Origin of the sequence: Scandinavium sp. NPDC088450 (assembly GCF_044900545.1) — a bacterium.
Lineage (GTDB): Bacteria > Pseudomonadota > Gammaproteobacteria > Enterobacterales > Enterobacteriaceae > Scandinavium.
In genome coordinates this window covers 352,627-378,990 of the sequence record NZ_JBJDNI010000001.1, presented here as the reverse complement: position 1 = coordinate 378,990, position 26,364 = coordinate 352,627, and the positions used below count along the sequence as shown (strand labels likewise).

At 53.3% G+C, this 26,364-nt stretch carries 25 protein-coding genes; 13 read left to right on the top strand and 12 right to left on the bottom strand.

Annotation, left to right across the window (positions count from 1 at the left end; all coding sequences use genetic code 11):
• Window positions 1-84: 84 nt before the first annotated feature.
• From ynfE to ACI2I2_RS01710, 5 genes are all read right to left on the bottom strand, one after another.
• Window positions 85-2,529, bottom strand: coding sequence for a selenate/tellurate reductase subunit YnfE (ynfE, locus tag ACI2I2_RS01730; protein ID WP_404656315.1), 2,445 nt, complete (start codon window positions 2,527-2,529; stop codon window positions 85-87).
• A 131-nt stretch (window positions 2,530-2,660) separates the two neighbouring features.
• Window positions 2,661-2,921, bottom strand: coding sequence for a DUF1161 domain-containing protein (locus ACI2I2_RS01725; protein WP_404656314.1), 261 nt, complete (start codon window positions 2,919-2,921; stop codon window positions 2,661-2,663).
• A gap of 157 nt (window positions 2,922-3,078) precedes the next feature.
• The gene (locus ACI2I2_RS01720; protein WP_404656313.1) at window positions 3,079-3,480 is read right to left on the bottom strand and encodes a hypothetical protein; all 402 of its coding nucleotides are present in this window, start codon (window positions 3,478-3,480) and stop codon (window positions 3,079-3,081) included.
• Window positions 3,458-3,781, bottom strand: coding sequence for a polymorphic toxin type 44 domain-containing protein (locus ACI2I2_RS01715; protein WP_404656478.1), 324 nt, complete (start codon window positions 3,779-3,781; stop codon window positions 3,458-3,460). Before ACI2I2_RS01715 ends, ACI2I2_RS01720 begins: the two co-directional genes overlap by 23 nt.
• A gap of 89 nt (window positions 3,782-3,870) precedes the next feature.
• The gene (locus ACI2I2_RS01710) at window positions 3,871-4,362 is read right to left on the bottom strand and encodes an Hcp family type VI secretion system effector (protein ID WP_404656312.1); all 492 of its coding nucleotides are present in this window, start codon (window positions 4,360-4,362) and stop codon (window positions 3,871-3,873) included.
• 217 nt (window positions 4,363-4,579) lie between these two features.
• Here ACI2I2_RS01710 and ACI2I2_RS01705 point away from each other — a divergent pair, with 217 nt between their 5' ends.
• Window positions 4,580-5,290, top strand: coding sequence for a YnfC family lipoprotein (locus ACI2I2_RS01705; protein WP_330985295.1), 711 nt, complete (start codon window positions 4,580-4,582; stop codon window positions 5,288-5,290).
• Here ACI2I2_RS01705 and speG read toward each other — a convergent pair.
• The 3 genes from speG to ACI2I2_RS01690 all read right to left on the bottom strand — a co-directional run bounded on the left by speG (window position 5,284) and on the right by ACI2I2_RS01690 (window position 6,605).
• The gene (gene speG, locus ACI2I2_RS01700; protein WP_330985294.1) at window positions 5,284-5,844 is read right to left on the bottom strand and encodes a spermidine N1-acetyltransferase; all 561 of its coding nucleotides are present in this window, start codon (window positions 5,842-5,844) and stop codon (window positions 5,284-5,286) included. The two genes, ACI2I2_RS01705 and speG, sit on opposite strands and share 7 nt — an antisense overlap.
• A gap of 73 nt (window positions 5,845-5,917) precedes the next feature.
• Window positions 5,918-6,259: a DUF1283 family protein gene (locus ACI2I2_RS01695; RefSeq protein WP_404656311.1), complete on the bottom strand. Its 342-nt coding sequence runs from the start codon at window positions 6,257-6,259 to the stop codon at window positions 5,918-5,920.
• Between the two features lie 130 nt (window positions 6,260-6,389).
• Window positions 6,390-6,605: a hypothetical protein gene (locus ACI2I2_RS01690; RefSeq protein ID WP_404656310.1), complete on the bottom strand. Its 216-nt coding sequence runs from the start codon at window positions 6,603-6,605 to the stop codon at window positions 6,390-6,392.
• A 108-nt stretch (window positions 6,606-6,713) separates the two neighbouring features.
• Between ACI2I2_RS01690 and ACI2I2_RS01685 the strand changes: the two genes are divergently transcribed.
• The 6 genes from ACI2I2_RS01685 (at window position 6,714) to ACI2I2_RS01660 (ending at window position 13,926) form a co-directional block, all read left to right on the top strand.
• Window positions 6,714-7,040, top strand: a complete 327-nt coding sequence (locus tag ACI2I2_RS01685; protein ID WP_404656309.1) for a YnfA family protein — start codon at window positions 6,714-6,716, stop codon at window positions 7,038-7,040.
• A gap of 173 nt (window positions 7,041-7,213) precedes the next feature.
• A complete protein-coding gene (locus ACI2I2_RS01680; protein WP_404656308.1) occupies window positions 7,214-8,497 on the top strand; it encodes an MFS transporter in 1,284 nt (427 codons plus the stop codon).
• Between the two features lie 151 nt (window positions 8,498-8,648).
• On the top strand, window positions 8,649-9,863 hold the full coding sequence (gene rspA, locus ACI2I2_RS01675) for a starvation-sensing protein RspA (protein WP_404656307.1): 1,215 nt from the start codon (window positions 8,649-8,651) through the stop codon (window positions 9,861-9,863).
• Between the two features lie 11 nt (window positions 9,864-9,874).
• Window positions 9,875-10,894 carry a Zn-dependent oxidoreductase gene (locus tag ACI2I2_RS01670; RefSeq protein WP_404656306.1) on the top strand — a complete coding sequence of 340 codons (1,020 nt, stop codon included), beginning with the start codon at window positions 9,875-9,877 and terminating at the stop codon, window positions 10,892-10,894.
• Between the two features lie 46 nt (window positions 10,895-10,940).
• Window positions 10,941-12,311, top strand: a complete 1,371-nt coding sequence (locus tag ACI2I2_RS01665) for an MFS transporter (RefSeq protein WP_404656305.1) — start codon at window positions 10,941-10,943, stop codon at window positions 12,309-12,311.
• A gap of 151 nt (window positions 12,312-12,462) precedes the next feature.
• Window positions 12,463-13,926 carry a mannitol dehydrogenase family protein gene (locus ACI2I2_RS01660; RefSeq protein ID WP_404656304.1) on the top strand — a complete coding sequence of 488 codons (1,464 nt, stop codon included), beginning with the start codon at window positions 12,463-12,465 and terminating at the stop codon, window positions 13,924-13,926.
• Window positions 13,927-13,977: 51 nt separating this feature from the next.
• Here the strand turns inward: ACI2I2_RS01660 and ACI2I2_RS01655 are convergent, their stop codons facing one another.
• Both ACI2I2_RS01655 and ydfG read right to left on the bottom strand, forming a co-directional pair.
• The gene (locus ACI2I2_RS01655; RefSeq protein ID WP_404656303.1) at window positions 13,978-14,664 is read right to left on the bottom strand and encodes a GntR family transcriptional regulator; all 687 of its coding nucleotides are present in this window, start codon (window positions 14,662-14,664) and stop codon (window positions 13,978-13,980) included.
• A gap of 104 nt (window positions 14,665-14,768) precedes the next feature.
• The gene (gene ydfG / locus ACI2I2_RS01650; RefSeq protein WP_404656302.1) at window positions 14,769-15,518 is read right to left on the bottom strand and encodes a bifunctional NADP-dependent 3-hydroxy acid dehydrogenase/3-hydroxypropionate dehydrogenase YdfG; all 750 of its coding nucleotides are present in this window, start codon (window positions 15,516-15,518) and stop codon (window positions 14,769-14,771) included.
• 389 nt (window positions 15,519-15,907) lie between these two features.
• Here ydfG and guaD point away from each other — a divergent pair, with 389 nt between their 5' ends.
• The 6 genes from guaD (at window position 15,908) to ACI2I2_RS01620 (ending at window position 24,819) form a co-directional block, all read left to right on the top strand.
• Window positions 15,908-17,236 carry a guanine deaminase gene (gene guaD, locus ACI2I2_RS01645; RefSeq protein ID WP_404656301.1) on the top strand — a complete coding sequence of 443 codons (1,329 nt, stop codon included), beginning with the start codon at window positions 15,908-15,910 and terminating at the stop codon, window positions 17,234-17,236.
• Complete coding sequence (xdhA, locus tag ACI2I2_RS01640; RefSeq protein ID WP_404656300.1) at window positions 17,233-18,657, top strand: xanthine dehydrogenase small subunit; 1,425 nt, start codon at window positions 17,233-17,235, stop codon at window positions 18,655-18,657. Before guaD ends, xdhA begins: the two co-directional genes overlap by 4 nt.
• Window positions 18,647-21,010, top strand: coding sequence for a xanthine dehydrogenase molybdopterin binding subunit (xdhB, locus tag ACI2I2_RS01635; RefSeq protein ID WP_404656299.1), 2,364 nt, complete (start codon window positions 18,647-18,649; stop codon window positions 21,008-21,010). The genes xdhA and xdhB overlap by 11 nt, the downstream gene beginning before the upstream one ends.
• Window positions 20,997-21,806, top strand: a complete 810-nt coding sequence (xdhC, locus tag ACI2I2_RS01630; RefSeq protein WP_404656298.1) for a xanthine dehydrogenase accessory protein XdhC — start codon at window positions 20,997-20,999, stop codon at window positions 21,804-21,806. The genes xdhB and xdhC overlap by 14 nt, the downstream gene beginning before the upstream one ends.
• The gene (gene dcp, locus ACI2I2_RS01625) at window positions 21,806-23,851 is read left to right on the top strand and encodes a peptidyl-dipeptidase Dcp (protein WP_404656477.1); all 2,046 of its coding nucleotides are present in this window, start codon (window positions 21,806-21,808) and stop codon (window positions 23,849-23,851) included. The genes xdhC and dcp overlap by 1 nt, the downstream gene beginning before the upstream one ends.
• A 554-nt stretch (window positions 23,852-24,405) precedes the next feature.
• Window positions 24,406-24,819 (top strand): hypothetical protein, encoded by a 414-nt coding sequence (locus ACI2I2_RS01620; protein WP_404656297.1) that lies wholly within the window; start codon window positions 24,406-24,408, stop codon window positions 24,817-24,819.
• A gap of 235 nt (window positions 24,820-25,054) precedes the next feature.
• Here ACI2I2_RS01620 and mgtS read toward each other — a convergent pair whose 3' ends face one another.
• A complete protein-coding gene (mgtS, locus tag ACI2I2_RS01615) occupies window positions 25,055-25,150 on the bottom strand; it encodes a protein MgtS (protein ID WP_404656296.1) in 96 nt (31 codons plus the stop codon).
• Window positions 25,151-25,262: 112 nt separating this feature from the next.
• Window positions 25,263-26,243, bottom strand: a complete 981-nt coding sequence (gene ftrA, locus ACI2I2_RS01610) for a transcriptional regulator FtrA (RefSeq protein ID WP_404656295.1) — start codon at window positions 26,241-26,243, stop codon at window positions 25,263-25,265.
• Between the last annotated feature and the right edge of the window lie 121 nt (window positions 26,244-26,364).

The window sequence follows — 26,364 nt, the reverse complement described above, 5'->3', positions numbered from 1 at the left end:
ACTCTTTTCCTTGCTGCGGCGCGGGAGAGCCCGCGCCGGGGTGATTCACTTCATTAACGATATACGACGATTGAACAAGCGGCGTTACACCTTCTCAATTTCAACCAGATTAGTATGTTGCGGATTGCCTTTTGCCAGCGGCGACGGGCGATGCGTTGTCAGCGTATTGATACAAGAGCCGTGATCAATGCGGTCACCGTTCATATTGGCATCATGCCATGCGCCCTGGCCCATGGCGCTAACGCCGGGCATGATACGCGGCGTCACTTTCGCCTCAATGCGCAGTTCGCCGCGTCCGTTGAAGACGCGAACCATATCGCCGTTGCTGATACCACGTTTTGCCGCATCAAGTGGGTTCAGCCACACTTCCTGACGACAGGCGGCTTGCAGCACATCAATGTTGCCATAGCTGGAATGGGTACGCGCTTTATAGTGGAAGCCGAACATTTGCAACGGGAACTGGCTGCGCTGCGGAGCGTCCCAGCCATCGAATGTCGAAGCGTATACCGGCAGTGGGCTGATGGTGTCGTCTTGTTCAATCTGCCAACTGGCGGCAATGTTTGCGAGCTGCGCTGAATAAATTTCAATTTTGCCGGACGGCGTTTTCAGCGGGTTCGCCTCAGGATCGTTACGGAATGCCTTATAGGCAACAAAATGCCCGTTTGGATCTTTACGCTTGTAAATCCCCATCGCTTTCAGTGCTTCATAAGAAGGAAGCTGGGCGTCTTTCGCCTGCATTTTCGCGTACAGATATTGCAGCCATTCTGCCTGTGTGCGGCCTTCGGTAAACTGCTGGTGCACGCCATCGCCAAGGCGTTTTGCCACTTCACTCAAAATCCAGTAAATAGGTTTGCGCTCGAACTTCGGTGCCGTGGCGGGCTGGCTGAAAATCAGATACCCCATGTTGCCCGCGTAATCGTTCGGGATGATATCTTCCTGCTCAACGGTCATCAGATCCGGCAGCAGAAGGTCGGCATATTTTGCCGAACTGGTCATGAAGTTTTCGATGACCACAATCATTTCGCACTTCGATTCATCCTGCAGAATGTCGTGGGTGCGGTTAATGTCCGAATGCTGGTTGATGATGGTGTTGCCTGCGTAGTTCCAGATGAACTTAACCGGCACCTCCAGCTTATCTTTACCGCGCACGCCGTCGCGGGTGGCTGTCATTTCTGCGCCACGCTCAATGGCATCTGTCCAGGTGAAACAAGAAATGGCTGTTTTGACCGGGTTTTCCAGAATCGGCATGCGCTCGATGGTCATGGTGTAAGTCGATTCACGAGCGCCGCTGTTGCCGCCATTAATGCCGACGTTGCCGGTTAAAATAGGCAGCATCGCGATAGCGCGGGAAGTCAGCTCACCGTTGGCCTGACGCTGCGGTCCCCAGCCCTGGCAAATATAAGCCGGTTTCGCGGTACCGATTTCACGCGCCAGCTTGATGATTTTTTCAGCCGGAATGCCGGTAATACGTGATGCCCATTCCGGAGTTTTTGCCGTAGCATCGTCACCCTGGCCCAGAATATAGGCTTTATAGTGACCATTGGCTGGCGCGCCTTCCGGCAGCGTTTTCTCGTCGTAGCCTATGCAGTATTTATCGAGGAAGGGCTGATCGACCAGGTTTTCGTTGATCAGCACCCAGGCAATACCCGCCACCAACGCAGCATCTGTGCCCGGGCGAATCGGTACCCATTCATCTTCGCGGCCAGCTGCGGTATCGGTGTATCGAGGGTCAATCACAATCATGCGGGCATTAGAACGCTCGCGTGCCTGCTCAAGATAATAGGTGATACCGCCGCCACTCATGCGAGTTTCCGCCGGGTTGTTGCCGAACATCACCACCAGCTTGCTGTTTTCAATGTCAGAGGTGCTGTTACCGTCGTTCGAGCCATAGGTATACGGCATGGCGCAGGAAATTTGCGCCGTACTGTAGGTGCCGTACTGCTGGAGGGAACCGCCGTAGCAGTTCATCAGACGAGCGACCAAAGAGGCATAAGGAGAAGAGCGGGTGATATTGCCGCCGACAATTCCGGAGGTGTAATGGATATAAACCGCTTCGTTACCGTATTCACTGACCACTTTTTTCAGACTGGCGGTCAGAATATCCAGCGCTTCAGGCCAACTGATGCGTTCAAATTTCCCTTCGCCGCGTTTGCCCACGCGTTTCATTGGATAATTCAGGCGCTCAGGGTGATTGATTCGGCGGCGGATAGAGCGACCACGTAAACAGGCGCGGACCTGGTGGTTGCCATAAATATCGTCGCCCGTGTTATCGGTTTCAACCCAATACACTTCTTCATCACGGACATGTAAACGCAGGGCACAACGGCTACCACAGTTGACCGAACAGGCACCCCAGACAACTTTATCATCCGGTTGAGTCGCCTGCTGTACGGCGGCGGCAGCGCTTTTCAGGGTAAAAGGTAAAGAAAGACTGCTGGCGGCAACAGCTAAGGAACCGATAGCAGAAGATTTAATCAGGGTACGGCGGCTGATCCCGCCGGGGTGTTCATGCTGCTGATGCTCAGACATTGTTCACTCCATCGTGTTGTAATTATCGGCCAGAAACATCAGCCTGAATGATGATGGGTGAATGTTACTTACTTGGGGGTAGGAAGATATTATCCCTGGTCAAGCCAGAGAGAATATCTTCCTTACGTCACTTACTCGGCAGGTGCGTCGTTGCCGTTGCGGGTGTAGAGAATTTTAAACGTGTCGTTGGCGCAGTGGCCCACAACCTGAGCATCAGGTTTATCAGCCTGATCGTTTGGCACGATATCCAGCGTGAATCCGGATTCCGGCACGCCGTTATTCACAATCTTCTGCTGTATGTCATCTTTCACGCGCTCGCAGGACTCCGGCGCGGCAAGGGCAGGCATCGCACTTGCAAACAAAATGGCAACCAGCCAGTGAGTCTTTTTCATCTGCATCTCCTTATCGCTATCGTGAGATAAAAGCATAGCACTCGTAGTGTCAGTCTTTGTTGATGAGGCTAACTTTCTGAAAGTTCTCATTACTTTGGTGGACAAAAAAACGAAAAGCCCTGGCTATGACTGCTTCGGGCAACGTTGATGAGAAAGGTTAATAAGGTGATGCGTCAAGATGAATCTGGGCCAGATAACCTGTGTTTCTGTACGAAAATACTTCCCCGTGAACGCTTAAATAGACCTGGCCGTCCTTCACGGTAACTTTCGCATTCTCATCTGAGGTAATCATGAACGGTGTTTCATCATCAATATGATCCATAAAATCTTGCTCACTTTTTTTTGCATCATGCAAATAATACCGATAGGAAAACGATGTCATCGCACCAGCACTGGCTTCTGTAATGTACAAGACGGCCAAATTATTCACCTTTTCCTTCTTGTATAGTGATTGCTCTATAGGAAAGTTAAGAGAATGAAAAATCCACCCGAACATCATTAACGCAAAAAACATTGGCACTAGAGCATAGCGCTTCTTAAAAACCCGCTCTTTTTGCATAATTGATCCCGCATTTAATCCAGAATTGATCGTTGGGGTCGTCACCGTAAGGGGGCGGTCCATACCACATTCCGCCGATTCCCCTGAGATTTCCCGATCTGGATTGAGCCCATCCGGCAGCGCGCAATAAAACAGGTTCAGTAATGCCAGCCGCTGTACCGACTGCGCCATAGTGAAAATTGCCAAAATTTTCATATTGCCGGCCAACCCGTGTTTTATAGTCCCAAGGACCATGCAATCTTACCTGCTGATAAAACCACTCATATGTTAGAGCTGATGGCCCATGATGGAATTTAGACATCATCATATTACTGACGATGTTTACGCCTGGCGGGGCGAAAGAGGAAATATCAAACGGCGGGTGAGGTGAAGCCGCTAACGTTGGGTATCTCACGCCTGCGCTCTCTCTTTCCAGCTATCGGTAAACATGATGTTTCCGTCGCAGTGCTTCCAGGTAATTCGCTCATAGCGAAGTTCTATGCACTCAAGGTGGTTATGCTTCTCTTTTGTTGAATCTTTGGTGTCATGCATTACGGGTGAAACGCCCACAATCTTCACACCTTCAAGCAACATGTTGAAGTATTCCGCTTCCTGACCAGCGTCATTGATACGATACCATTTAAATTCGGCTGTTTTGAGAGTCTGGCCTGTGGCAACAGCTTTGTAGAGGTATGGGCTAGAGCTATCAAATTCTTTCTGAATAAGTACGGCAGAGTGTTTTCGCGTTCCGGTAAGTTTCCCGGTCATTCCATCTGTAGGAATACTCAAGTTATGGGAAAAACCGGTGACTTCAATACTGCCTTCGCGATCCTGAACATCCACAGATCCTTTGATGTCCGCGCCGCCATCGTCCTTTAACCACAGATAAGCTGGAATAGCCATTTCATTTGATCCTTCAAGTTTGAGATGTGCGAAAAAGCACTGGCACTATAAGCGTAAGAATGTTTCGATACCATAAAAATACATATATATCATGGTGATAAGTTTGTATGTTCTATTTTTCTGGCAAATGAAGTACGAGCGGGGAAAATTGATGTTGTTAGGTAAATCGCTGTATTTGCTAATATGATTGAGAAAATTCTCCCTACAAGGATTCGGTGTGAAGAAACTGCTGTTCGTGATGCCGCTGCTCAGCGTGCTTACAGCCTGCGATAACGCGTCAGTGCCGGTGGCGTTTACCCCGGAAATGGCCAGTTTTTCGAATGAGTTCGATTTCGATCCGCTGCGCGGTCCGGTGAAAGATTTCAGCCAGACGTTGATGAACGAAAAAGGCGAAGTGACCAAACGCGTGAGCGCGAAGCTCTCTACGGAAGGGTGTTTTGATCTCATCGAACTGCACGACCTGGAGAACAACTCCGGGGCGACGCTGGTGCTGGATGCCAACTATTATCTGGATGGCATGACTCAGGAAAAACGCATTTTGCTGCAAGGCAAATGCCAGCTGGCAGGCATGCCAGCAGCGGGGTTGACCTGGGACACGGATGATAACGGGTTTGTGGTGGCGGCTCATGGCAAAGCGCTAACGGTAGATTATCACTACGACAAAGACGGGTATCCGCTGGGCAAAACGTCGAAGGGCGATAATGAGACGCTGAAAATCATCTCGACCCCCTCAAAGGATGAACGTAAAAAGCTCGATTACACCGCGATAAGTACGCTGAATGACAAAACCATCGGCAACGTGGCGCAAACCTGCGATTACGACAGGCATGATAACCCGGTGAGTTGCAGTCTGGAGATTGTGGATGACAGTGCAACGCCGCCGGTGAAGCAGCATTACACCATCAAAAACACGATTGAGTATTACTGAGCCGTCGGCTTCAGCAGGTTCTGCGCGCCCGCTTTATGTTTGGGCAGATATTGATGCTGGAACAGGCACATGCGAATGGTGTTGCGGTATTCACCATTAATGAAAAACTCATGGATGAGTTCCCCTTCGACCTGAAAACCGAGCTTGCGATAAATATGAATCGCTTTCTCGTTTTCCTTATCCACAATCAGATACAGCTTGTACAGGTTCAGCACCGTAAAGCCGTAATCCATCGCCAGCAGCGCGGCTCTTGAGGCCAGACCTTTACCCTGATATTCCGGGGAAATAATTATCTGAAATTCTGCGCGACGATGTACATGGTTAATTTCAACCAGTTCGACCAGGCCCGCTTTTTCACCATCGCATTCAATCACAAAGCGGCGTTCGCTCTGGTCGTGGATGTGTTTGTCGTAGAGGTCAGACAGCTCAACAAACGCTTCATACGGCTCTTCGAACCAGTAGCGCATGACGCTGGCGTTATTGTCGAGTTGGTGAACAAAGCGCAGATCTTCGCGTTCGAGCGGGCGCAGCTTAATGGCATAAGCATCGGCCATGTGATTTCCTTTTGTGAGCTTCAGTGCTGATTAGTGCAGAAAAGAAAGGCGCCAGAGAGGGCGCCGTTCAGCATTACGGGGCAATAGGTCGACCGGTGTTGCGATCGAGACAGCGCAGGGTGTTGGGTTCCCAGTACGCATTCAGATTGGCGCTTTGCTCGCACTTGTCGCGCGTATCAAAAGCGACGTCTGTTTTGTCCCATTCTTTCTCTGCACGGGTGTTCACTTTCTGACGCAGGGAACGGGTATCGTTCCACTGTTCCTTGTCCATCGCAGCATTCTGTTTGCTCTGTGCGCTGTCACCAGACTCAATAACCAGTTTGCTGGTCTCGGCCGATGCGCTGGCGGTGTACACGACGGCACTCAACGCCAGCAGCGCCGTCAGACACAGGCGTTTGCTTAAAGTCACTTTCATGGCTGTTTCCTTACGGGATAAAAACGGTAAACCCACAGGAGAAGTTTACTACAACTCCTGTACAGGGAATACCCACGCAGCGGCGTAAAAACGTAACGAGGAAGCAACCAGAACGAAAAATGAAGGGCGCTCAGCTGACGTCGCCAAGCGAAGATTTGTACAAACGAACCGCTTCGTTAACATCTTTGGTTTTCACGAAGGTAATTTTCGCCCCGTTACTGTAGATGTCGTAGCCGTCCTGATTAAAACGGAACACGAGGGTATGTCCGCGAAAGCGGATCACCTTATCTTTCACGCCGATCCCCTGGCGGCGCAACACAACCGTTGCCATTCTGTCGATACCCATAATCCTGCACCTCAATGGCCGTGAGTCTGTGAGAGAAAGCGATTCTCCCTTTATTCAGATTAATTTATCCTTAAGAACTTTGCAGACACTCAGCTGAAAAAAACGTTCATGTTAAAAACAAGTTTGCTGTTCTTCGCGACCGCGCTTTGCGAAATCATCGGCTGTTATCTGCCGTGGCTGTGGCTTAAACGCGGAGCAACAGCGTGGCTATTACTGCCCGCGGGGCTTTCGCTGGCCTTATTTGTCTGGCTGTTAACGCTGCATCCCGCAGCCAGTGGGCGAGTTTATGCTGCCTATGGTGGGGTTTATGTGTTTACCGCGCTGCTATGGCTGAGATTTGTCGATGGCGTTCGATTGAGCCATTACGACTGGGCCGGAGCCGCTATCGCCCTGTGCGGCATGATGATTATTGTGGCGGGATGGGGACGTGCCTGACGTTTGTCTTCAGTACGAAGCCTGATCATCAAGTGAGAAAAATGTTTCTAAATTGTGATCGTTAAGCGCTTTCTTGTCTGGTCTCCTTGTATGGTAGTCGTCCGGGTTTATAGAGTGTGCCTCAGCGCTGCGACTGACGGCGCATTTCTCTAATAATCTGACCCGGAGTGTTTATGGCAACGAATGTGGTGGAAGAGGCGGCGTCCAGCAAACCCGCCAGAATAAAAACGATTCAGACGGTCACGCTAAGCTTGTTGTTTATTGCCGGGATCGTAAATTTTCTTGATAGATCGTCACTGAGTGTCGCCGGAGAAGCCATCCGCGGCGAGCTTGGCCTTTCGGCCACTGAGTTTGGTGTCTTACTTTCCGCGTTTTCTCTCTCTTACGGATTATCACAATTGCCTGCGGGGATTTTACTCGACCGCTTTGGCCCGCGAGTGGTGCTGGGCGCGGGGCTGATATTCTGGTCTGCGATGCAGGCGTTGACCGGCGTGGTGAACTCTTTCTCTCATTTCATTTTGTTGCGAATCGGCCTTGGGATCGGTGAGGCGCCGTTTATGCCTGCCGGTGTGAAATCGATTACCGACTGGTATGTGCAGAAAGAGCGAGGGACAGCGTTAGGTATCTTCAACTCTTCAACGGTGATTGGTCAGGCGATAGCGCCACCCGCGCTGGTGGTGATGCAGTTGGCCTGGGGCTGGCGCACCATGTTTGTGGTGATTGGCCTGGCGGGGATTCTGGTCGGCATTTGCTGGTATGTCTGGTATCGCAACCGGGCGCAATTTAGCCTCAACGAAACGGAGCGTCAGTATCTCTCCGCGCCAGTTGCCGCAAAGCCAAAACTGGCTTTCAGCGAGTGGGCGGCATTATTTAAGAAGCGCACCACCTGGGGCATGATCCTGGGTTTCTCTGGCGTGAACTATACCGGCTGGCTTTACATCGCCTGGCTGCCGGGCTACTTGCAGGCTGAGCAGGGCTTCAGCCTGGCGAAAACGGGCTGGGTGGCAGCGATTCCTTTCCTGGCGGCTGCGGTGGGCATGTGGACCAACGGTTTTATCGTCGATGCGCTAGCCCGTCGCGGGTACGATCTGGCGAAAACTCGCAAGACGGCGATTGTGCTGGGTCTGACGCTTTCGGCACTTGGCACATTGTTGGTGGTGCAATCGTCCACGCCGACACAAGCCGTGGCGTTCATTTCGATGGCGCTGTTCTGCGTGCATTTCGCCGGAACCTCGGCCTGGGGGCTGGTGCAGGTCATGGTGTCAGAAACCAAAGTGGCTTCCGTGGCGGCCATTCAGAACTTCGGCAGCTTTGTGTTTGCCTCGTTTGCGCCGATCGTGACGGGCTGGGTGGTTGATACCACGCATTCCTTCAATCTTGCGCTGATCATTGCTGCGTGCGTCACCTTTGCTGGCGCGTTGAGCTACTTCTTCATCGTTAAAGACCGCATCAACTAATTCCTTTCTCGCTTCTCCTTCGCCTGGCAGTGTTGCTGCCAGGTTATCTACGCATTTTGTGATCCACTGTGACTTTTTTGATCAATATACTTGTATGGTAGTTGCTGCTTTGCGTATATATCGCCATCAACACCAATAAGCGGGAACGAAAATGAAGATTGTTGCAGCAGAAGTGTTTGTCACCTGTCCGGGGCGTAACTTTGTCACCCTGAAAATTACGACCGATGACGGGATCGTCGGGCTTGGCGATGCCACCCTGAATGGCCGCGAGCTTTCCGTTGCGTCCTATTTGAAAGACCACCTGTGCCCACAGCTGATTGGCCGTGACGCCCATCGAATCGAAGATATCTGGCAGTTCTTCTACAAAGGCGCGTACTGGCGTCGTGGGCCGGTGACGATGTCTGCCATTTCAGCGGTCGATATGGCGTTATGGGATATCAAAGCGAAAGCCGCCGGAATGCCGCTTTATCAGTTGCTCGGCGGCGCTTCCCGTGAAGGCGTGATGGTGTACTGCCACACCACCGGCCATTCCATTGATGAAGTGCTCGACGATTACGCGCGTCACAAAGAGATGGGCTTTAAAGCGATTCGCGTGCAGTGCGGTGTGCCGGGCATGAAAACCACTTATGGCATGGCGAAAGGCAAAGGCCAGGCGTATGAACCCGCGACCAAAGGCCAGTGGCCGGAAGAGCAGTTTTGGTCCACGGAAAAATACCTCGACTTTACGCCGAAGCTGTTCGACGCGGTGCGCAATAAATTCGGTTTCAACGAGCATCTGCTGCACGACATGCACCACCGCCTGACGCCGATCGAAGCTGCGCGTTTCGGCAAAAGCATTGAGCAATACCGCATGTTCTGGATGGAAGATCCGACGCCTGCGGAAAACCAGGAATGCTTCCGCCTGATTCGCCAGCACACCGTCACGCCAATTGCGGTAGGTGAAGTCTTCAACAGCATCTGGGACTGTAAACAGCTTATCGAAGAACAGCTCATCGATTATATCCGCACCACCATTACGCACGCGGGCGGCATCACCGGCATGCGTCGTATCGCCGATTTTGCCTCACTTTATCAGGTGCGTACGGGCTCTCATGGGCCGTCTGACTTGTCACCTATTTGTCACGCCGCTGCGCTTCATTTTGACCTGTGGGTGCCGAACTTTGGCGTGCAGGAATACATGGGGTACTCCGAACAAATGCTCGAAGTCTTCCCGCACAGCTGGACGTTCGATAACGGCTACATGCATCCGGGCGATAAACCGGGGCTGGGCATCGAGTTCGACGAAAAACTGGCGGCGAAATATCCCTACGATCCGGCCTATCTTCCGGTCGCTCGCCTCGAAGACGGCACACTGTGGAACTGGTAAGGAGCGTTGAAATGAAAAGTATCGTTATTCGTCAACCGAACGAATTAGTGATTGAAGAACGCGAAGTGCCTAATCCCGCTGTGGGCGAGGTGAGAGTCAAAGTGAAGCTGGCGGGAATTTGCGGTTCCGACAGCCATATTTATCGCGGTCACAATCCGTTTGCGAAATACCCGCGTGTGATTGGTCACGAGTTTTTTGGCCTGATTGATGCCGTGGGCGAGGGTGTCAGCGCAGAGCGAATCGGCCAGCGTGTCAGCGTGGACCCGGTAATCAGCTGCGGACATTGCTATCCGTGCTCCATCGGGAAGCCGAACGTTTGTACTTCACTGGTGGTGCTGGGCGTGCATCGTGATGGCGGCTTCAGTGAATACGCCATTGTGCCTGAACGAAATGCGTGGGCCATCCCGGACAGCATTCAGGACAAACACGCGGTGATGATTGAACCCTTCACGATCGCGGCGAATGTCACCGGCCAGGTGAATCCAACAGAACAAGATGTGGCGCTGGTGTATGGCGCAGGCCCGATGGGGCTCGTCACCGTTCAGGCCCTGAAAGGGGTTTATAACGTGAAGCAGGTCATCGTGGTGGATCGCATTCCAGAGCGCCTGATGATGGCAGAACGCAGCGGTGCAGACTGGACAATCAATAACAGTGACCTCTCGCTGCCAGATGTGCTGGCGGAAAAGGGCATTAAACCCACGCTCATTGTCGACGCCGCTTGTCACCCCAGCATTTTGCAGGAAGCCATCACCCTGGCTTCACCGGCAGCTCGAATTGTGCTGATGGGCTTCTCCAGCGATGCCTCTTCAGTCGTTCAGCAGGGCATTACCGGCAAAGAGCTGAGTATTTTCTCTTCACGCCTGAATGCCCACAAGTTCCCGGTGGTGATCGACTGGCTGAAAAACGGGCTTATCAACCCAGAAAAGCTGGTCACGCACGAGTTCGATTGTCAGGACGTGACCGATGCCATAACGCTTTTTGAGAAAGATCAGAAGCGCTGCTGCAAGGTTCTGCTGACCTTTGCAAAATAAAACAGACGCGAGTTGAGTTGTCCGCACCTTATTCAGAGACAAGATTATGACGCAACATCAACCTGTACGAAGCACTAAAGACCTGGTTCGGGCAGCGGTATCCGGCTGGCTGGGCACCGCGCTGGAATTTATGGATTTCCAGCTTTATTCCCTCGGCGCGGCGCTGGTTTTCCATGAAATTTTCTTCCCGGAACAGTCTGCGGCGATGGCACTGATTCTGGCGATGGGCACTTACGGCGCAGGCTACATCGCGCGAATCGTCGGTGCGTTTATCTTTGGCAAGATGGGCGACCGCATCGGGCGTAAACGGGTGCTGTTTATCACCATCACCATGATGGGCATCTGTACGACGCTGATTGGTGTGCTTCCGACCTATGCGCAAATCGGGATTTTCGCGCCGGTGTTGCTGGTCACGTTGCGAATCATTCAAGGGCTCGGCGCGGGGGCGGAAATATCCGGTGCGGGCACCATGCTCGCGGAGTATGCGCCAAAAGGAAAGCGCGGGATTATCTCTTCGCTGGTCGCGATGGGCACCAACTGTGGGACGCTCAGTGCCACCGCTATCTGGGCCTTTATGTTCTTCGCCCTTGATCGCGAAGAGCTGATTGCCTGGGGCTGGCGTGTGCCGTTCCTCGCCAGTGTCGTGGTGATGATTTTTGCTATCTGGTTACGTCTGAACCTGAAAGAAAGCCCGGTGTTCGAAAAAGTCAGCGATGGCGAAGGGGTTGTCCCGGCATCGCAAGAGGCTTCACTTGGCGCGATGTTCAGTAGCAAATCGTTCTGGCTGGCAACCGGGCTGCGCTTTGGTCAGGCGGGCAACTCTGGCTTAATCCAGACCTTCCTCGCCGGTTACCTTGTACAGACATTGCTGTTCGACAAAGCCATTCCGACGGATGCGCTGATGATAAGCTCAATAATCGGCTTTGCGACCATCCCGCTCCTGGGCTGGCTGTCGGATAAAGTCGGGCGTCGTCTGCCGTACATCATCCTGAATATTTCGGCCATCATTCTGGCTTATCCGATGCTGGCCTTGATCGTCGATAAGAGTTACAGCGCCAGCACGATTATGCTGTGCCTGATTGTTATCCATAACGTGGCGGTGCTCGGGCTGTTTGCTCTGGAGAACATCACCATGGCGGAGATGTTCGGCTCGCGTAATCGCTTTACCCGAATGGCGATTGCCAAAGAAGCGGGTGGCCTGGTGGCGGTAGGATTTGGGCCGCTGCTGGCGGGGATTTTCTGCAACATGACCGGTAGCTGGTGGCCGATGGCGGTGATGATGATTTGTTACTCGCTGATCGGTTTGCTCGCAGCGGTCCTGATGCCAGAAGTGTGCGATCGTGACCTGAGCCTGGCACAGGATGCGGCGGAACTTGCACCGGGTAAAGCCGAGGCAAGAGTAGGGCAATACAGCTAACTTCCCTTCTGTCAGGCGACACAGTTCACGCTTTGCCGCCTGACATTCTCTTCTTGTATGGTAGTTGACTGAAATCAAAGATGTCATACCAATTGCGTGAGATGGTCTACATCCTCCGATTCGACAACCTCACACGACAATGAGCAACCTCATGAAAAATACCTTGTTGAATGCCAAAGCGTCCCTTCCGGCCTACGATCGTCACAAGCTGGTACCTCGCATCGTCCATCTCGGGTTTGGTGCTTTCCATCGCGCGCACCAGGCTGTTTACACCGATATTCTGGCTCAGGAGCACAACAGCGACTGGGGCTACACCGAAGTGAACCTGATTGGCGGTGAACAGCAAATTGCCGACCTGAAACAACAGGATAATCTCTACACCGTGGCGGAAATGTCGGCCAACGCGTGGACAGCCCGAGTGGTCGGCGTGGTGAAAGAAGCGCTGCACGCCCAGGTTGATGGGCTTGAAACGGTGCTGGCCAAAATGTGTGAGCCGCAGGTGGCGATTGTTTCGCTCACCATCACTGAAAAAGGCTACTGCCATTTACCGGCGACCGGTGAACTGAATGTCGATCACCCGATGATCGTCGCCGATCTGCAAAACCCACATCAGCCCACCTCTGCCATTGGTGTGGTAGTCGAAGCGTTAGCCCGTCGTAAAGCGGCTGGCCTGGCACCTTTCAGCGTGATGTCCTGCGATAACATGCCAGAAAACGGCCATGTCTTAGGCAAAGTGGTACGCGCTTATGCACGAGCGCTGAACAGCGAGCTGGCGGCGTGGATTGAGCAAAACGTGACGTTCCCGTCCACCATGGTCGACCGCATTGTGCCAGCGGTTACCGCAGAAACGCTGGATAAAATCAAAGCGATTACCGGCGTGCGCGATCCAGCGGGCGTGGCCTGTGAGCCGTTCCGTCAGTGGGTTATCGAAGATAAATTTGTGGCGGGTCGTCCTGAGTGGGAAAAAGCTGGCGCTGAACTGGTGTCCGATGTGATCCCGTTTGAAGAAATGAAGCTGCGCATGCTGAACGGCAGCCACTCATTCCTCGCTTATTTGGGGTATCTGGCCGGTTACCAGCACATTAACGACTGCATGGAAGATGCTAACTACCGTAAAGCTGCCCATGCGCTGATGCTGAAAGAGCAAGCGCCAACGCTGAAAGTGAAAGGCGTGGATCTGGCCCGTTACGCCGACCTGCTGATTGATCGCTACAGCAACCCGGCGCTGCGCCACCGCACCTGGCAAATCGCGATGGATGGCAGCCAGAAATTGCCCCAGCGCATGTTGGATTCCGTGCGCTGGCACCTTGCTCACAAAAGCGATTTCTCGCTGCTGGCGCTAGGCGTGGCGGGCTGGATGCGTTATGTCGATGGTAAAGATGAACAGGGCAATGAGATCGAAGTCTGCGATCCGCTGCTGAGCACGATTCAAAGCGTGGTGAAGAACAGCGAACAAGGCGAAGCGCGTGTGAAAGCACTGTTCGGCATCGAAGCCATCTTCGGCAAAGAATTGCCGCTGGAAGGGAAATTTGTCGAGCAAGTAACGCAAGCGTACCTGTCGCTGCTGGCGAAAGGCGCGAAAGCGACCGTCGCAGAATTTGCCGCAAAACTGTAATGAAAAAAGCCGTCTCGTTCTGAGGCGGCTTCCTGTCTTAATCTTCTTATCTCACTCTTCGCTAAACCAGTCGCTGTTTTCCTGACGAATCAACAACACCGATTCACTGATTTCCTGCAGATGCTGGGTCATCGCTTTATCGACGGCTTCGACGTCGCGTTTTTCCAGCGCGCTGAAAATCACCTGATGCTGACGTAACAACATTTCCGGCGAAGAGACGTGGTCGAGGCTCATGTAGCGCACGCGGTCGATGGCGGCCTTAATATTCTCGATGGTGTCCCAGGCGAGTTGGCAGTCTGCAATTTGCGAAAGCAGGGCATGGAATTCATCGTCGAGCTGGAAGAAATCAGTCAACTGATGACGATCAATCGCGATGCGCTGCTGATTAAGATTCTGTTCGAGCTGATAGCTCTGCGCATCGGTGATTAACGTTGCGGCGCGGCGGACCACGGCGCATTCAATTGCCTGGCGAACGAAACAGCCGTTACGCACCTGCGAGAGCGAAATTTTGTTCACATAGCTGCCGCGCTGTGGGCGAATCTGAATCAGGCCATTTTCGGCCAGTTTGATAAACGCTTCACGCACCGGCTGGCGAGAAACATCAAACCGAACCGACACTTCTTTCTCAGACAGCGGCGTACCGGGGGCTATCAGACAATGCACGATGTCCCGACGTAAAATACGATAAATCTGCTGATTCACGGGTTGTGTCGGATTGAGTTGCGATTCTGCGGCCATTGCGTTTTCTTGGTGACGGGTTAAGTGCGTTATTTTACGCTGATTTTGTTGTCAGGCACATACCCGGCCAGCAGGCCGGGCGAGTTTATTGCACAAATGTGCGCTTATCCCTGACGATGGATACTCAAACCGGCATAAGTCTGACTGACCGGCATCATTTCCAGGGTGTTGATGTTGACGTGTTTCGGTAACGTTGCCACCCACCAGACCGCTTCAGAGATATCTTCTGCCGACAAGGCATTCGCATTTTCGTAGGTTTTATCGGCTTTGGCGTCGTCGCCTTTAAAGCGCACATTGGAAAACTCAGTGCCGCCGACCAGACCTGGCTCGATATCTGTTACGCGAACGGCGGTGCCGTGCAAATCGGTACGCAGATTCAGGCTGAACTGACGTACGAACGCTTTGGTCGCGCCATACACGTTCCCGCCTGCATAAGGCCAGCTGCCTGCGGTGGAGCCAATGTTGATGACGTGTCCGCAGTTGCGCTCGACCATCCCCGGCAGCACAGCACGGGTCATGTAGATCAGGCCTTTGTTGTTGGTGTCGATCATCGTTTCCCAGTCATCGACGTTGGCTTTTTGCGCGGGTTCCATCCCCAGCGCCAGCCCGGCGTTGTTGACCAGAATATCGATATTGCGCCATTCGGCGGGGAGGTTGGCGAGCGTCTCTTCGATGGCTGCACGATTACGAACATCCAGCTGCGCAGTCAAAATGTTGTCACCAAACTCTTCTTTCAGCTCTTGCAGACGCTCATGACGGCGTCCGGTGGCGATGACTTTGTGTCCATTGGCGATAAAACGACGGGTAATACTCTCACCAAATCCGGCGGTTGCGCCAGTAACCAGTACAATCATTCTTCCTGTTCCTCAAGGCTTTAACTGTCGTAATACCATAGCATGCAGCGCGAAAGAGCGTGACAGGAACTTTGTTGCCCGATGTGGCACCAGCAGGGTGCAGCGCAACGCGAAAAACGCACAAACAACGTGCAATAGTGCGCTGTTCCAGGACGGACCGTGATGAAGGGTAAAAACACTTTTATGCAATGCAACCGTTTGCTGAAATAAGCAACCGGTTGCGAAGTGAATAATATTCAGTTTGTTGCGCAAATGAATGAATAATACGTAACACATTGAATATCCATGACAATGCTAAAAACCGAATCTGGCACTATCTTTGCAAAATCCCTCTGACAATTTACCTGCAGCAATAAGCCGGATGTTCAGCGGCAAAGAAGAGGTCGGAAATGATCAACTATCGCCACGCGCTGCGTGCCAGCTTTTTTGATGTTACCGCAACAGCGGATACGCCACAGGAGATAGCTGAAAAAGTTCGCTATCTGGAGGACGGATTGCTGTTTATCGGCGAAGGCGTGGTTCGAGCGTTACTGCCGTGGGAAGAAGGGCGCTTACACCTGCGCCACTCTGATGAATGGATTGACCTGCGCGGCAAACTTATCGTGCCGGGTTTTGTCGATACTCACCTGCATTACCCGCAAACCGAAATGATCGGCGCTTATGGCGAACAACTGCTTGAATGGCTCACCACGTATACGTTCCCGGTCGAAAGTCAGTACAGCAACAGCGGGCACGCAGCGCAGATGTCTGCTTTTTTCCTCAACCAACTGCTTTCGAATGGTACCACCACGGCACTGGTTTTTGGCACTGTGCACCCGGAGTCTGTTGATGCGTTGTTTGCCGCTGCGGCAGAGCAAAACATGCGGCTGATTGCAGGCAAAGTGATGATGGACAGAAACGCGCCGGACTACCTGACCGAAACGGCTGAACAAAGCTATCAGCAGACGCGGGAACTGATTCAGCGCTGGCATCATCATGACCGTCTGGGATATGCCATCACGCCTCGTTTCGCGCCTACGTCTTCGCCCGATTTGCTGGAGGCAGTACAGCGGCTGCGCGAAGAATTTCCAGATACCTGGCTTCACACTCATCTGAGTGAAAACCCACAGGAAATCGAGTGGGTTAAAACGCTGTGGCCAGAGCACGAAACCTACCTTGATGTTTACGACCACTACGGTCTGACGGGCAAACGCAGCGTCTTCGCCCACGCCATTCATTTGCAGGAGGCCGAATGGGATTGTCTGCACCGGAGCGATTCCGCAGTGGCGTTTTGTCCTACCTCAAATCTGTTTTTAGGCAGCGGCCTGTTCCGGCTGCAAACCTGCTGGCAGAAAAAAGTCAAAATGGGGATCGGCACCGATGTGGGCGCGGGCACCACGTTCAATATGCTGCGTACACTCGGTGAGGCTTACAAAATCGGGCAATTACAAAGTTATCGACTGTGTGCCAGCGAAGCGTTTTATCACGCTACGCTCGGCGGGGCGCGGGCGCTCTGTCTGAATCAACACATCGGTAATTTTAACGTCGGCAAAGAGGCAGATTTTGTGGTGCTGGATGTGGCAGTCACACCGCTTCAGAAGCTCCGCGCCAGCCGCTGCCACGATATCTATGAACAGCTTTTCATGCTGATGACCCTGGGTGATGACCGCAACATTGCGCAGACGTGGATCAATGGCGAATGCGCCTGGCGTCGCGATGGGCTGGAGGAGGCCGCATGATTCAGTTTTTACTCAACCAACAGCCCATCCGGCTGGAAAAAATCGACCCTAATCAGACCGTCCTGAACTGGTTACGGCGAGATATCCGACGCTGCGGCACCAAAGAAGGGTGTGCTTCTGGCGACTGCGGGGCGTGTACGGTCGTCGTGGCCAGCGCTCAGGACGGAAAAATGCACTATCAGAGCACCAACAGCTGCTTATTGTTGGTCGGTCAGCTTCATGGCAAACAGCTCATCACCGTGGAAGGTTTGGCTGATGACGGCCAGCTTCACCCGGTGCAGCAGGCCATGGCCTGCGGACACGCTTCGCAATGTGGTTTCTGCACGCCCGGCATTGTGATGTCGACCTTCGCGATGCAAAAAAATGGTGCAGAGGCAACGACTGACACGGTAGCGCATCACCTTGGCGGCAATTTATGCCGCTGCACAGGCTATCGGCCTGTCGTCGATGCCGCTTTGCAGGCTCTCGCTTCACCTGATGAAGACAGCTTCCGCTTGCAGGAAGCCGACACTGTTCAGGCGTTGCAGGCCATCAACACCAGTCATGCAGAAGAGAGCAATTGGTTTGCCCCTGAAACGCTGGATGAACTGGCTGAAATCTATGCACGTCACCCACAGGCACGTCTGCTTGCCGGTGGAACAGATCTGAATTTGCTGATTACTCAGGCTCACCAACGCTTTGAGCAGGTGATTTCCTTGCAGCAAGTTTCTGACTTGCAGGGAATTAATAGCGACGGAACTCGGCTTGAAATAGGGGCGGCAACCAGTCTCACGCAGTGCCAACAGCAACTTCACCACGTACTGCCGGTGTTTAGCGAAATGCTTGACCGTTTTGCCTCGCGGCAAATTCGCAACCAGGGCACGCTGGGCGGCAATCTGGCGAATGCTTCCCCGATTGGTGATTGCGCCCCGGCTTTACTGGCGATGGATGCCCGTCTGAGATTGCGCTGCGGCAGCGTGACTCGTGAAGTAGCACTAAGCGAATTTTTTACCGGCTATCGGCAAACCGTGCTCACCAGCGGGGAGTTTATCACTCACATTTTAATTGATGACGTGACGTTGTCACGAAACCTGCGTCTGTGGAAAGTCTCTAAGCGGCGCGAGGACGATATTTCTACCGTGTTTGGGGCTATCAATCTGGAGCTTAGTGACGAAACCGTGACGCGAGCGAGAGTGGCATTTGGCGGCATGGCGGCCGTTCCTGCGCGGGCGTCAATGTGCGAGGCTGCGCTGAAAGGTAAGCCGTTTAACACTGAAACGCTGAAACTGGCCTGTGAGGCTTTGGCAAAGGATTTCGCCCCGCTTAGCGACGCGCGAGCCAGCTCGGATTATCGGCTTCAGGTGGCGCAAAACCTGCTTAAGCGCTACTTCCTGCAACATCAGACGGTCAGTGCCGTGGAGGTGAGTGAGTATGTCGGGTAAATCACCAGCCGTATCAGAAGCGCTGTTGAAAGCGCAATTTCTTGAACAACTTCAGGGCCGTGTGGGGAAATCACGGTCACACGAAAGCGCAGAACGCCATGTCAGCGGTGAAGCGGAATATATCGATGATAAGGCGGAGCTGGCCGGAACGCTGCATCTATGCCCGGTGCTGAGCGACTGCGCCCATGGGCGTATTCTTTCAATAGACACCGCGGCTTGTCTCAACACAGCAGGCGTGGTGCGAGTGCTCGACTGGCGTGATATTCCCGGCGAACTCGACATCGGCCCGCTGGCACCTGGCGATCCGCTGTTTGCCAAAGAGCTGGTTGAGTATCACGGGCAGGTTATTGCGATGGTCGTCGCGGAGTCCCCGGAAGCAGCCCGGGCGGGAGCGAATTCAGTCAAACCTGAGATTGAACCGCTTCCGGCGATCCTTGATGTGGAAGAGGCGCTCGCAAAACAGCATTTTGTGGAGCAGCCTCACGTTCAGCAGCGTGGTGATGTGGACGCAGCCTTAAACGCGGCGGCACATCGCCTGAACGGACAGTTTCATATTGGCGGACAGGAGCATTTTTATCTGGAAGGCCAGGTCGCCGTCGCCATGCCTGGTGAAGACGGCGCGATGCAAGTCTGGTCTTCTACGCAGCACCCGACAGAAGTGCAAAAACTGGTGGCCTCTGTTCTGGGCGTGAATCAAAGCAAAGTGACCGTAGATGTACGACGGATGGGCGGGGGCTTTGGAGGGAAAGAGACTCAGGCTGCGGGCATTGCGTGCCACGCAGCACTCGCTGCGCGTATAACAGGTCGCCCGGCAAAGCTGCGGCTTTCACGGCGGGATGACATGCGCATCACCGGCAAACGCCACCCGTTTTTTGTGCGTTACGACGTTGGGTTTACTGCTGATGGCTTGCTGAGCGGGGTTGTTATCGATTTGGCGGCGAACTGCGGTTATTCGCTGGATTTATCGGGGTCTATCTGTGACCGGGCGATGTTCCACGCCGACAATGCTTATTATCTCGGTGATGCCCGAATTACAGGCTATCGCTGCCGCACGCATCTGGCTTCCAACACCGCATTTCGCGGCTTTGGTGGCCCGCAAGGGATGGTGGCAATCGAACAAATCATGGATGCGATAGCGCGTCATCTGGAGATTGATCCGTTGCTGGTGCGCCAGCGTAATTTTTACGGCGGTGAGGGGCGAAACGTCACCCATTATCACCAGACGGTGAAACAGAATCTGGCAGAAACGGTCGTCGGGCAGTTAGCCGATAGCGCAGATTATCAAACGCGGCGGGCTGAAATCACAGCGTTCAACGCGCAAAGCCCAGTTCTGAAACGCGGGCTGGCGCTGACGCCCGTCAAATTCGGTATCTCATTTACCTCAAGTTTCCTCAATCAGGCCGGTGCGCTGATCCTGATTTACAGCGACGGCACGGTGCAGCTCAATCACGGCGGCACCGAGATGGGACAAGGTCTGAACACCAAAGTGGCGCAGATTGTTGCGGATGTGCTGCAAATTCCGTTAAGCACCATTCAGGTCACTTCGACCAGCACCGGAAAGGTGCCAAACACGTCACCGACGGCGGCATCCTCCGGAGCCGATCTCAACGGCAAAGCAGCAGAAATTGCCGCGCAGACTCTTAAACAACGGCTCATCGCGATGCTCAGCGAGCTGCACCATTGCCCTGAAGAACAGGTGACGTTTTCGAACGGTGTGGTTTGTGCCGCGGACAAGTATTTCAGCTTTGCCCAGGTGGCCATGCTGGCCTGGCTGAATCAGGTTCCACTTTCAGCGACAGGTTTCTACAAAGTGCCCGGTATTCACTACGACCGGCAGGCTGGTCGTGGCGAACCCTTCTACTATTTTGCCTGGGGCGCAGCCTGTTCAGAAGTGATCATCGATACGCTAACCGGTGAATATCGGCTACTGAGAACCGATATTCTGCATGATGTGGGCGCGTCGCTGAACCCGGCACTGGATATCGGCCAGATTGAAGGCGGGTTTATCCAGGGCGCAGGCTGGCTGACCACCGAAGAGCTGAAATGGGACACTCGCGGGCGGCTGCTGACCGATGGGCCGATGAGTTACAAAATTCCGGCGATTACCGACAGGCCGGAGGTGTTCAATGTCGCTTTATTGCAGGCGCACGCCAACAGCGCAGAAACGGTGTATCGCTCAAAAGCTGTTGGTGAACCGCCCTTTATGCTGGGGATTTCCGTCTGGTGCGCCTTGCAGGATGCGGTTTCTGCCGTTTCCGGTTATCGACACCACCCACATCTGGATGCACCCGCCACGCCAGAGCAAGTTTTGCTTGGCGTAATGAGGCTGGAGGCGAGTGATGATCAAAGCTGACGAATGGCTCGACGTGTTGCTCCGTCTACGGGAAAAACGCATTCCCGCGGTTATCCTGACGCTGCTCATGGATAAAGGCTCCGTGCCACGTGGGGCAGGCACCAAAATGATCGTCAGCCGTGATGAGAACTGGCTGACGATTGGCGGCGGCAATCTGGAATACCAGTGCCTGGCCATCGCCAGGGAAATGCTGCAATCCGGTAGCCAAACACCGCGTCAGGAGACGTTTGCGCTTGGTGCGCGTGCGGGTCAATGCTGCGGCGGCATGACGCAGGTGTTGTTCGAACCCTGGGGACTCCCGCAGCCGGAGGTTTACGTTTTTGGTGCCGGGCACGTCGGACAGGCTTTGGTGGCTATTCTGGCGACGTTGCCGTGTCGGGTGAACTGGGTTGATGAGCGGGAGAATCAGTTTATTAACCCACCAGCAGGTATCCATTGCCTTCATACCGACGATCCTTGCGAAATCGCGAGAGAGGCTCCGGATGACAGTCTCTTTGTGGTGATGACCCATCATCATCCGCTGGATTTGGCGCTGGCCGAAACGCTATTGAGGCGAGGGCGTTACCGCTATCTGGGCGTTATCGGTTCGCAGACCAAGCGCCAGCGCTTTGATTATCTTCTGGAAGGAAAGGGCATCAGCGAAGAAAAACGTGCCTCGATGCGTTGTCCTATCGGGTTACCCGATGTGAAAGGAAAGCTTCCCGCCGAAATCGCCGTGGCAGTAGCGGGAGAAATCATTGCGGTTTATCAGGGGGTTGCCTACTCTAAGGACGTTACCGAAATCAGGAGTAAATGATGGCCAGTGTGAACCCGTTTTTAACCGTCAGCCTGCTGCCTTATCAGGCTCCGCACTTCGATTTGATTGAAGATGCCCATTATCGGCCAGCCTTTGATGAAGGCGTCAAACGTAAGCGTGAAGAGATTGCCGCCATTGCTGAAAACCCTCAGCCTGCCCATTTTGAAAACACCTTCGTGGCGCTGGAAAAAAGCGGTGAGTTGCTTGGACGAGTGACTTCAGTTTTCTTCGCCATGGCGGCGGCGCATACCAACGACACCTTGCAGAAACTGGATGAAGAATTCTCTTCCGAGCTTGCGGCGCTCGCCAACGATATTTATCTCAACGACAAACTGTTCGCGCGTGTCGATAAAATCTGGCAGGAACGCGAATCCGCCGGGCTGGATGCTGAGTCACTTCGTTTGGTTGAACTCACTCATCAGCACTTTATTCTGGCCGGTGCGAAGCTGGCACCGTCGCAGAAAGAAGCGCTGCGGGCGCTCAATACGGAAGCGGCAACCCTGAGCAGCCAGTTCCAGCAGCGTTTATTGGGCGCGGCGAAGAACGGCGGGTTGGTGCTGGATTATCGCCATCAGCTCGATGGGTTGTCTGAAGACGAGATTGAAAACGCGGTCGCAGCGGCAAGGGAGAAAGGCCTGAACGATCGCTGGCTTATTCCTCTGCTGAACAACACACAGCAACCCGCGCTGGCTCAACTGCGTGACAGGCAAACCCGGCAGAATCTGTTTACTGCCAGCTGGATGCGTACGCAAAAAGGCGACAATAACGATACCCGGGCGATCATCCTGCGACTGGTGGAAGTGCGAGCGAAGCAGGCAAAACTGCTTGGCTTTAAAGATTATGCGGATTTGAGTACCGCCGACCAGATGGCGAAAACCGCAGAGGCGGCGCTGACCTTTATGCGCAAAATTGCCCCTGCGGCACGCGCCCGCGCAGAGCGTGAACAGCAAGATATTCAGCATGTCATTGACGATCAGCAGGGCGGTTTTCGTGCGGAAGCCTGGGACTGGCCGTTCTACGCCGAACAGGTGCGACTGGCGCGTTATTCCCTTGATGAATCGCAAATTAAACCGTATCTCGAACTGAACTCGGTGCTTACCGAGGGCGTCTTCTGGGCCGCCACTCAGCTGTTTGGCGTGCGTTTTGTCGAGCGCTTCGACATCCCCGTTTATCATCCTGATGTGCGAGTCTGGGAAATTTTCGACACCGACGGGCAAGGCATGGCGCTGTTCTACGGCGATTTCTTTGCCCGCGATTCCAAAGGCGGCGGCGCATGGATGGACAACTTTGTGCAGCAATCGACCCTGCTTGACACGCGTCCGGTAATTTACAACGTCTGCAACTATCAGAAACCCACAGAGGGCAAGCCAGCGCTGCTTTCCTGGGACGATGTGGTGACGCTGTTCCACGAGTTTGGTCACACCCTGCACGGCCTGTTTGCCAGCCAGCGCTATCCGAGCCTGTCGGGTGCGCAGACGCCACGAGATTTTGTCGAATTCCCGTCGCAAATCAATGAGCACTGGGCAAGTCATCCACAGGTGTTTGCGCGTTACGCCCGTCATTATCAAAGCGGCGAGCCGATGCCTGAAGCACTTCGCGCCAATATGCAGCGTGCGGCGACCTTTAATAAAGGGTACGACATGACCGAGTTAATCAGCGCCGCGCTGCTGGACATGAACTGGCACAGCCTGACGGAAGACACCGTGCCAGAAAGTGTTGAAGATTTTGAGACTGAAGCCATCAAACGCGAAGGTCTCGATCTCGCCGCAGTGCCGCCACGTTATCGCAGCAGTTTCTTTGCGCACATTTTTGGCGGTGGCTACGCAGCGGGCTACTACGCTTATTTGTGGACCCAAATGCTGGCGGACGATGGCTTCCAGTGGTTTGTGGAGCAGGGCGGTTTGAATCGGGAGAACGGCCAGCGCTTTCGCGAGGCGATCCTGTCGCGTGGCAATACCAGCGACCTGGAAGCGCTGTATCGTGACTGGCGCGGGCACGATCCTTTGCCGGAGCCGATGCTGAAAAATCGCGGTCTGAGTGAATGACAAAGGAGTGAATGAATGTGTACGAATCTGTTCGATAATGCCCGGCGCTATGCCGACGAAAAAAAGTAATCCTCTAAAGGCTCTTCGGAGCCTTTTTCTTTGGCCTTAACGAGTGAGTACTCTGCCAGTAAATAGCCCGCAATGTATTTCCTTGCTCGGATTACTCTTAATGAACGGAATTTTATATTCTATTTTTTCTGTTTCGTTTTCATTCGAAAGGCAGGCGTAAAGACATTGTTGTGAGAATTGAAGGAATAAATTATGCCGCATACATTTTATTAATGTAAATCACGTAGGCTAGCCTACAGGAATAATACATTAACATAACAAAAAGCAGCGCGGCATAGCAAAACTATTTAAAATCATTGCCTTAAAAAACAATAATTCACTGGATAACTGGTCTGTCCATTGTCGGGAAAACTGAATATGATGCCTTCCGTCCACCGTTAGCCATTAACAAAACGGGTCTGGATAGAAGGATAAGGGCATGCAGTCATTGATAAGGAATAATGGATTGACAGACTCGTTCTTTTAATAAATGACGGGGTTATACAATGAATAAGAAGTTAATGATAATAGCAACGATGGCGTTGGCCGGCGGAATGTTTTCTCAGTCTGCCTCTGCTATCAGTGAAGCCTACCGTGCACAGCTGGAAAAATCGGGCTGCACACAAGTTAGTGAGGCTAACGGAACATGCAATCCAGCACATTCCAGAAAGCAGAATCAACACGCACAATCTGAGGCCGACCGTCGTAGTGGCCCTGCTGAGCCACAAGCCGCTCGTGAAGTGGCCCGTGAGATTGATTCCAATATTGCCGGGAAATATCAGGGGCAGGCGGTCGACTATATGCACGCGACAGGCTGGCAGCCGATGAATGAAGAACAAACACGCTGGAAAAAAGCGGGCTTTATTGCGGAATTTGATATGCAGCCGTCAGGCAAATTGATGGGCGTTATTGTGCGTTAATCATCAGTTGTTTAGTCTTCATTGAAACAAGCCATGATACTTTGTCTGAAGCAAGCCGCTCAGGCAAGGACACGCCAGAGAGGCTGACTAACCAAAACACAAATCTATCCATGCAAGCATTTACCGCCACACAGTTGGCGGTTTTTTTTGTCTTTTTGCCAGACCGCAGACAGTAAAAAGCCCCTTGAGCACTATGCTGCAAGGGGCTGTTAAGGGTGGGGATTGTCACTCTTCATTAGTCATCCCATTTGTGGCTGAAATACGCAGCAAGAAAACCTGAAAATATAATGGTTCCTAAGACTGCGATAAAGACATGCATATTTCCCAGCATGATTAACCTCCGTTAAAGATTCAGACGTACGATAAAAGCCTCACTTACCTTATTTAGCCGCGATGAAGAGAGTCTATCGTCTGGAATCTAAACGAATCGTTAATTGTGTTAATTAAATTACCGGTTCGGTAAATTTTTTGCGCCAGGCCAGTGGGCTCATGCCGGTTTGTTGCCTGAAATGATGGCGCAGAGCATTTGCACTGCCAAACCCGGTTTGTTGCGCGATGTGGTCGATATTCAGACGTGAACTGCTGAGCGCCTGTTGCGCACGCTTCAGTCTTTCATTCAGCAACCAGCGGGCAGGGGTGATGCCAGTGGATTCCTGAAAGCGTCTTAATAACGTGCGTGGGCTCATGCCCACTCGCTGCGCGAGAGAGTCCAGCGTGTGTGGCTGGTCAAGATGCAGATGCAGCCAGTCAAAAAGCTGCCCAAGACGCTGGCTTTCACGGCTGCGTGCGACAGGGCGAACGACATGCTGCGTCTGGCTGCCATCACGGTGGGGCTGAATGACCAATCGCCGGGCAACAGTATTGGCTCGCTCAAGGCCAAAATCCTGACGCACCACATCCAGACACAGGTCGATACCCGCCGCACTGCCTGCCGACGTTAACAGTTGATCGTCACCCACATACAACACGTCTTCCACCACCTTGATGGCCGGGAAGCGCTGGGCCAGCTCATCGGTATAGCGCCAGTGCGTTGTGGCTTGTCGGCCATCAAGCAAACCCGTCGCCGCCAGGACAAATACACCCGAGCAAATCGACATCAGCCGGCAACCGCGCAGGTGGGCAGCACGTAAAGCATCGCAGAGTTGTTCTGGCACCGGGGTTTGCACGCCACGCCAGCCCGGCACCACAATCGTATCGGCTTGCTCCAGCAGTTCAGCGCCGCCATCGCTGATAATGCGAATGCCACCGGTGGCGCGCAGTTCGCCTTCATCCACCGCCGCCACGGCAAAACGATACCAGTTACCCTCAAATTCCGGGCGTGGCAGGCCAAAAATCTCCACCGCAACGCCAAATTCAAACGTGCAAAGCCCGTCATAGGCGAGGACGACAACAAGAGGGGGTTTTTCAGTGGCGAGCTCAGTCATGGCAATTTACGCAATACAAATAACAATGCCTAAGAGGTAACACGACAGGTGCGCTGGCGGCAAGACTAAGAATTTTTTCAGTGATTGCTGGTTTTATCGTCAACGCGTTCATTCGACGAGG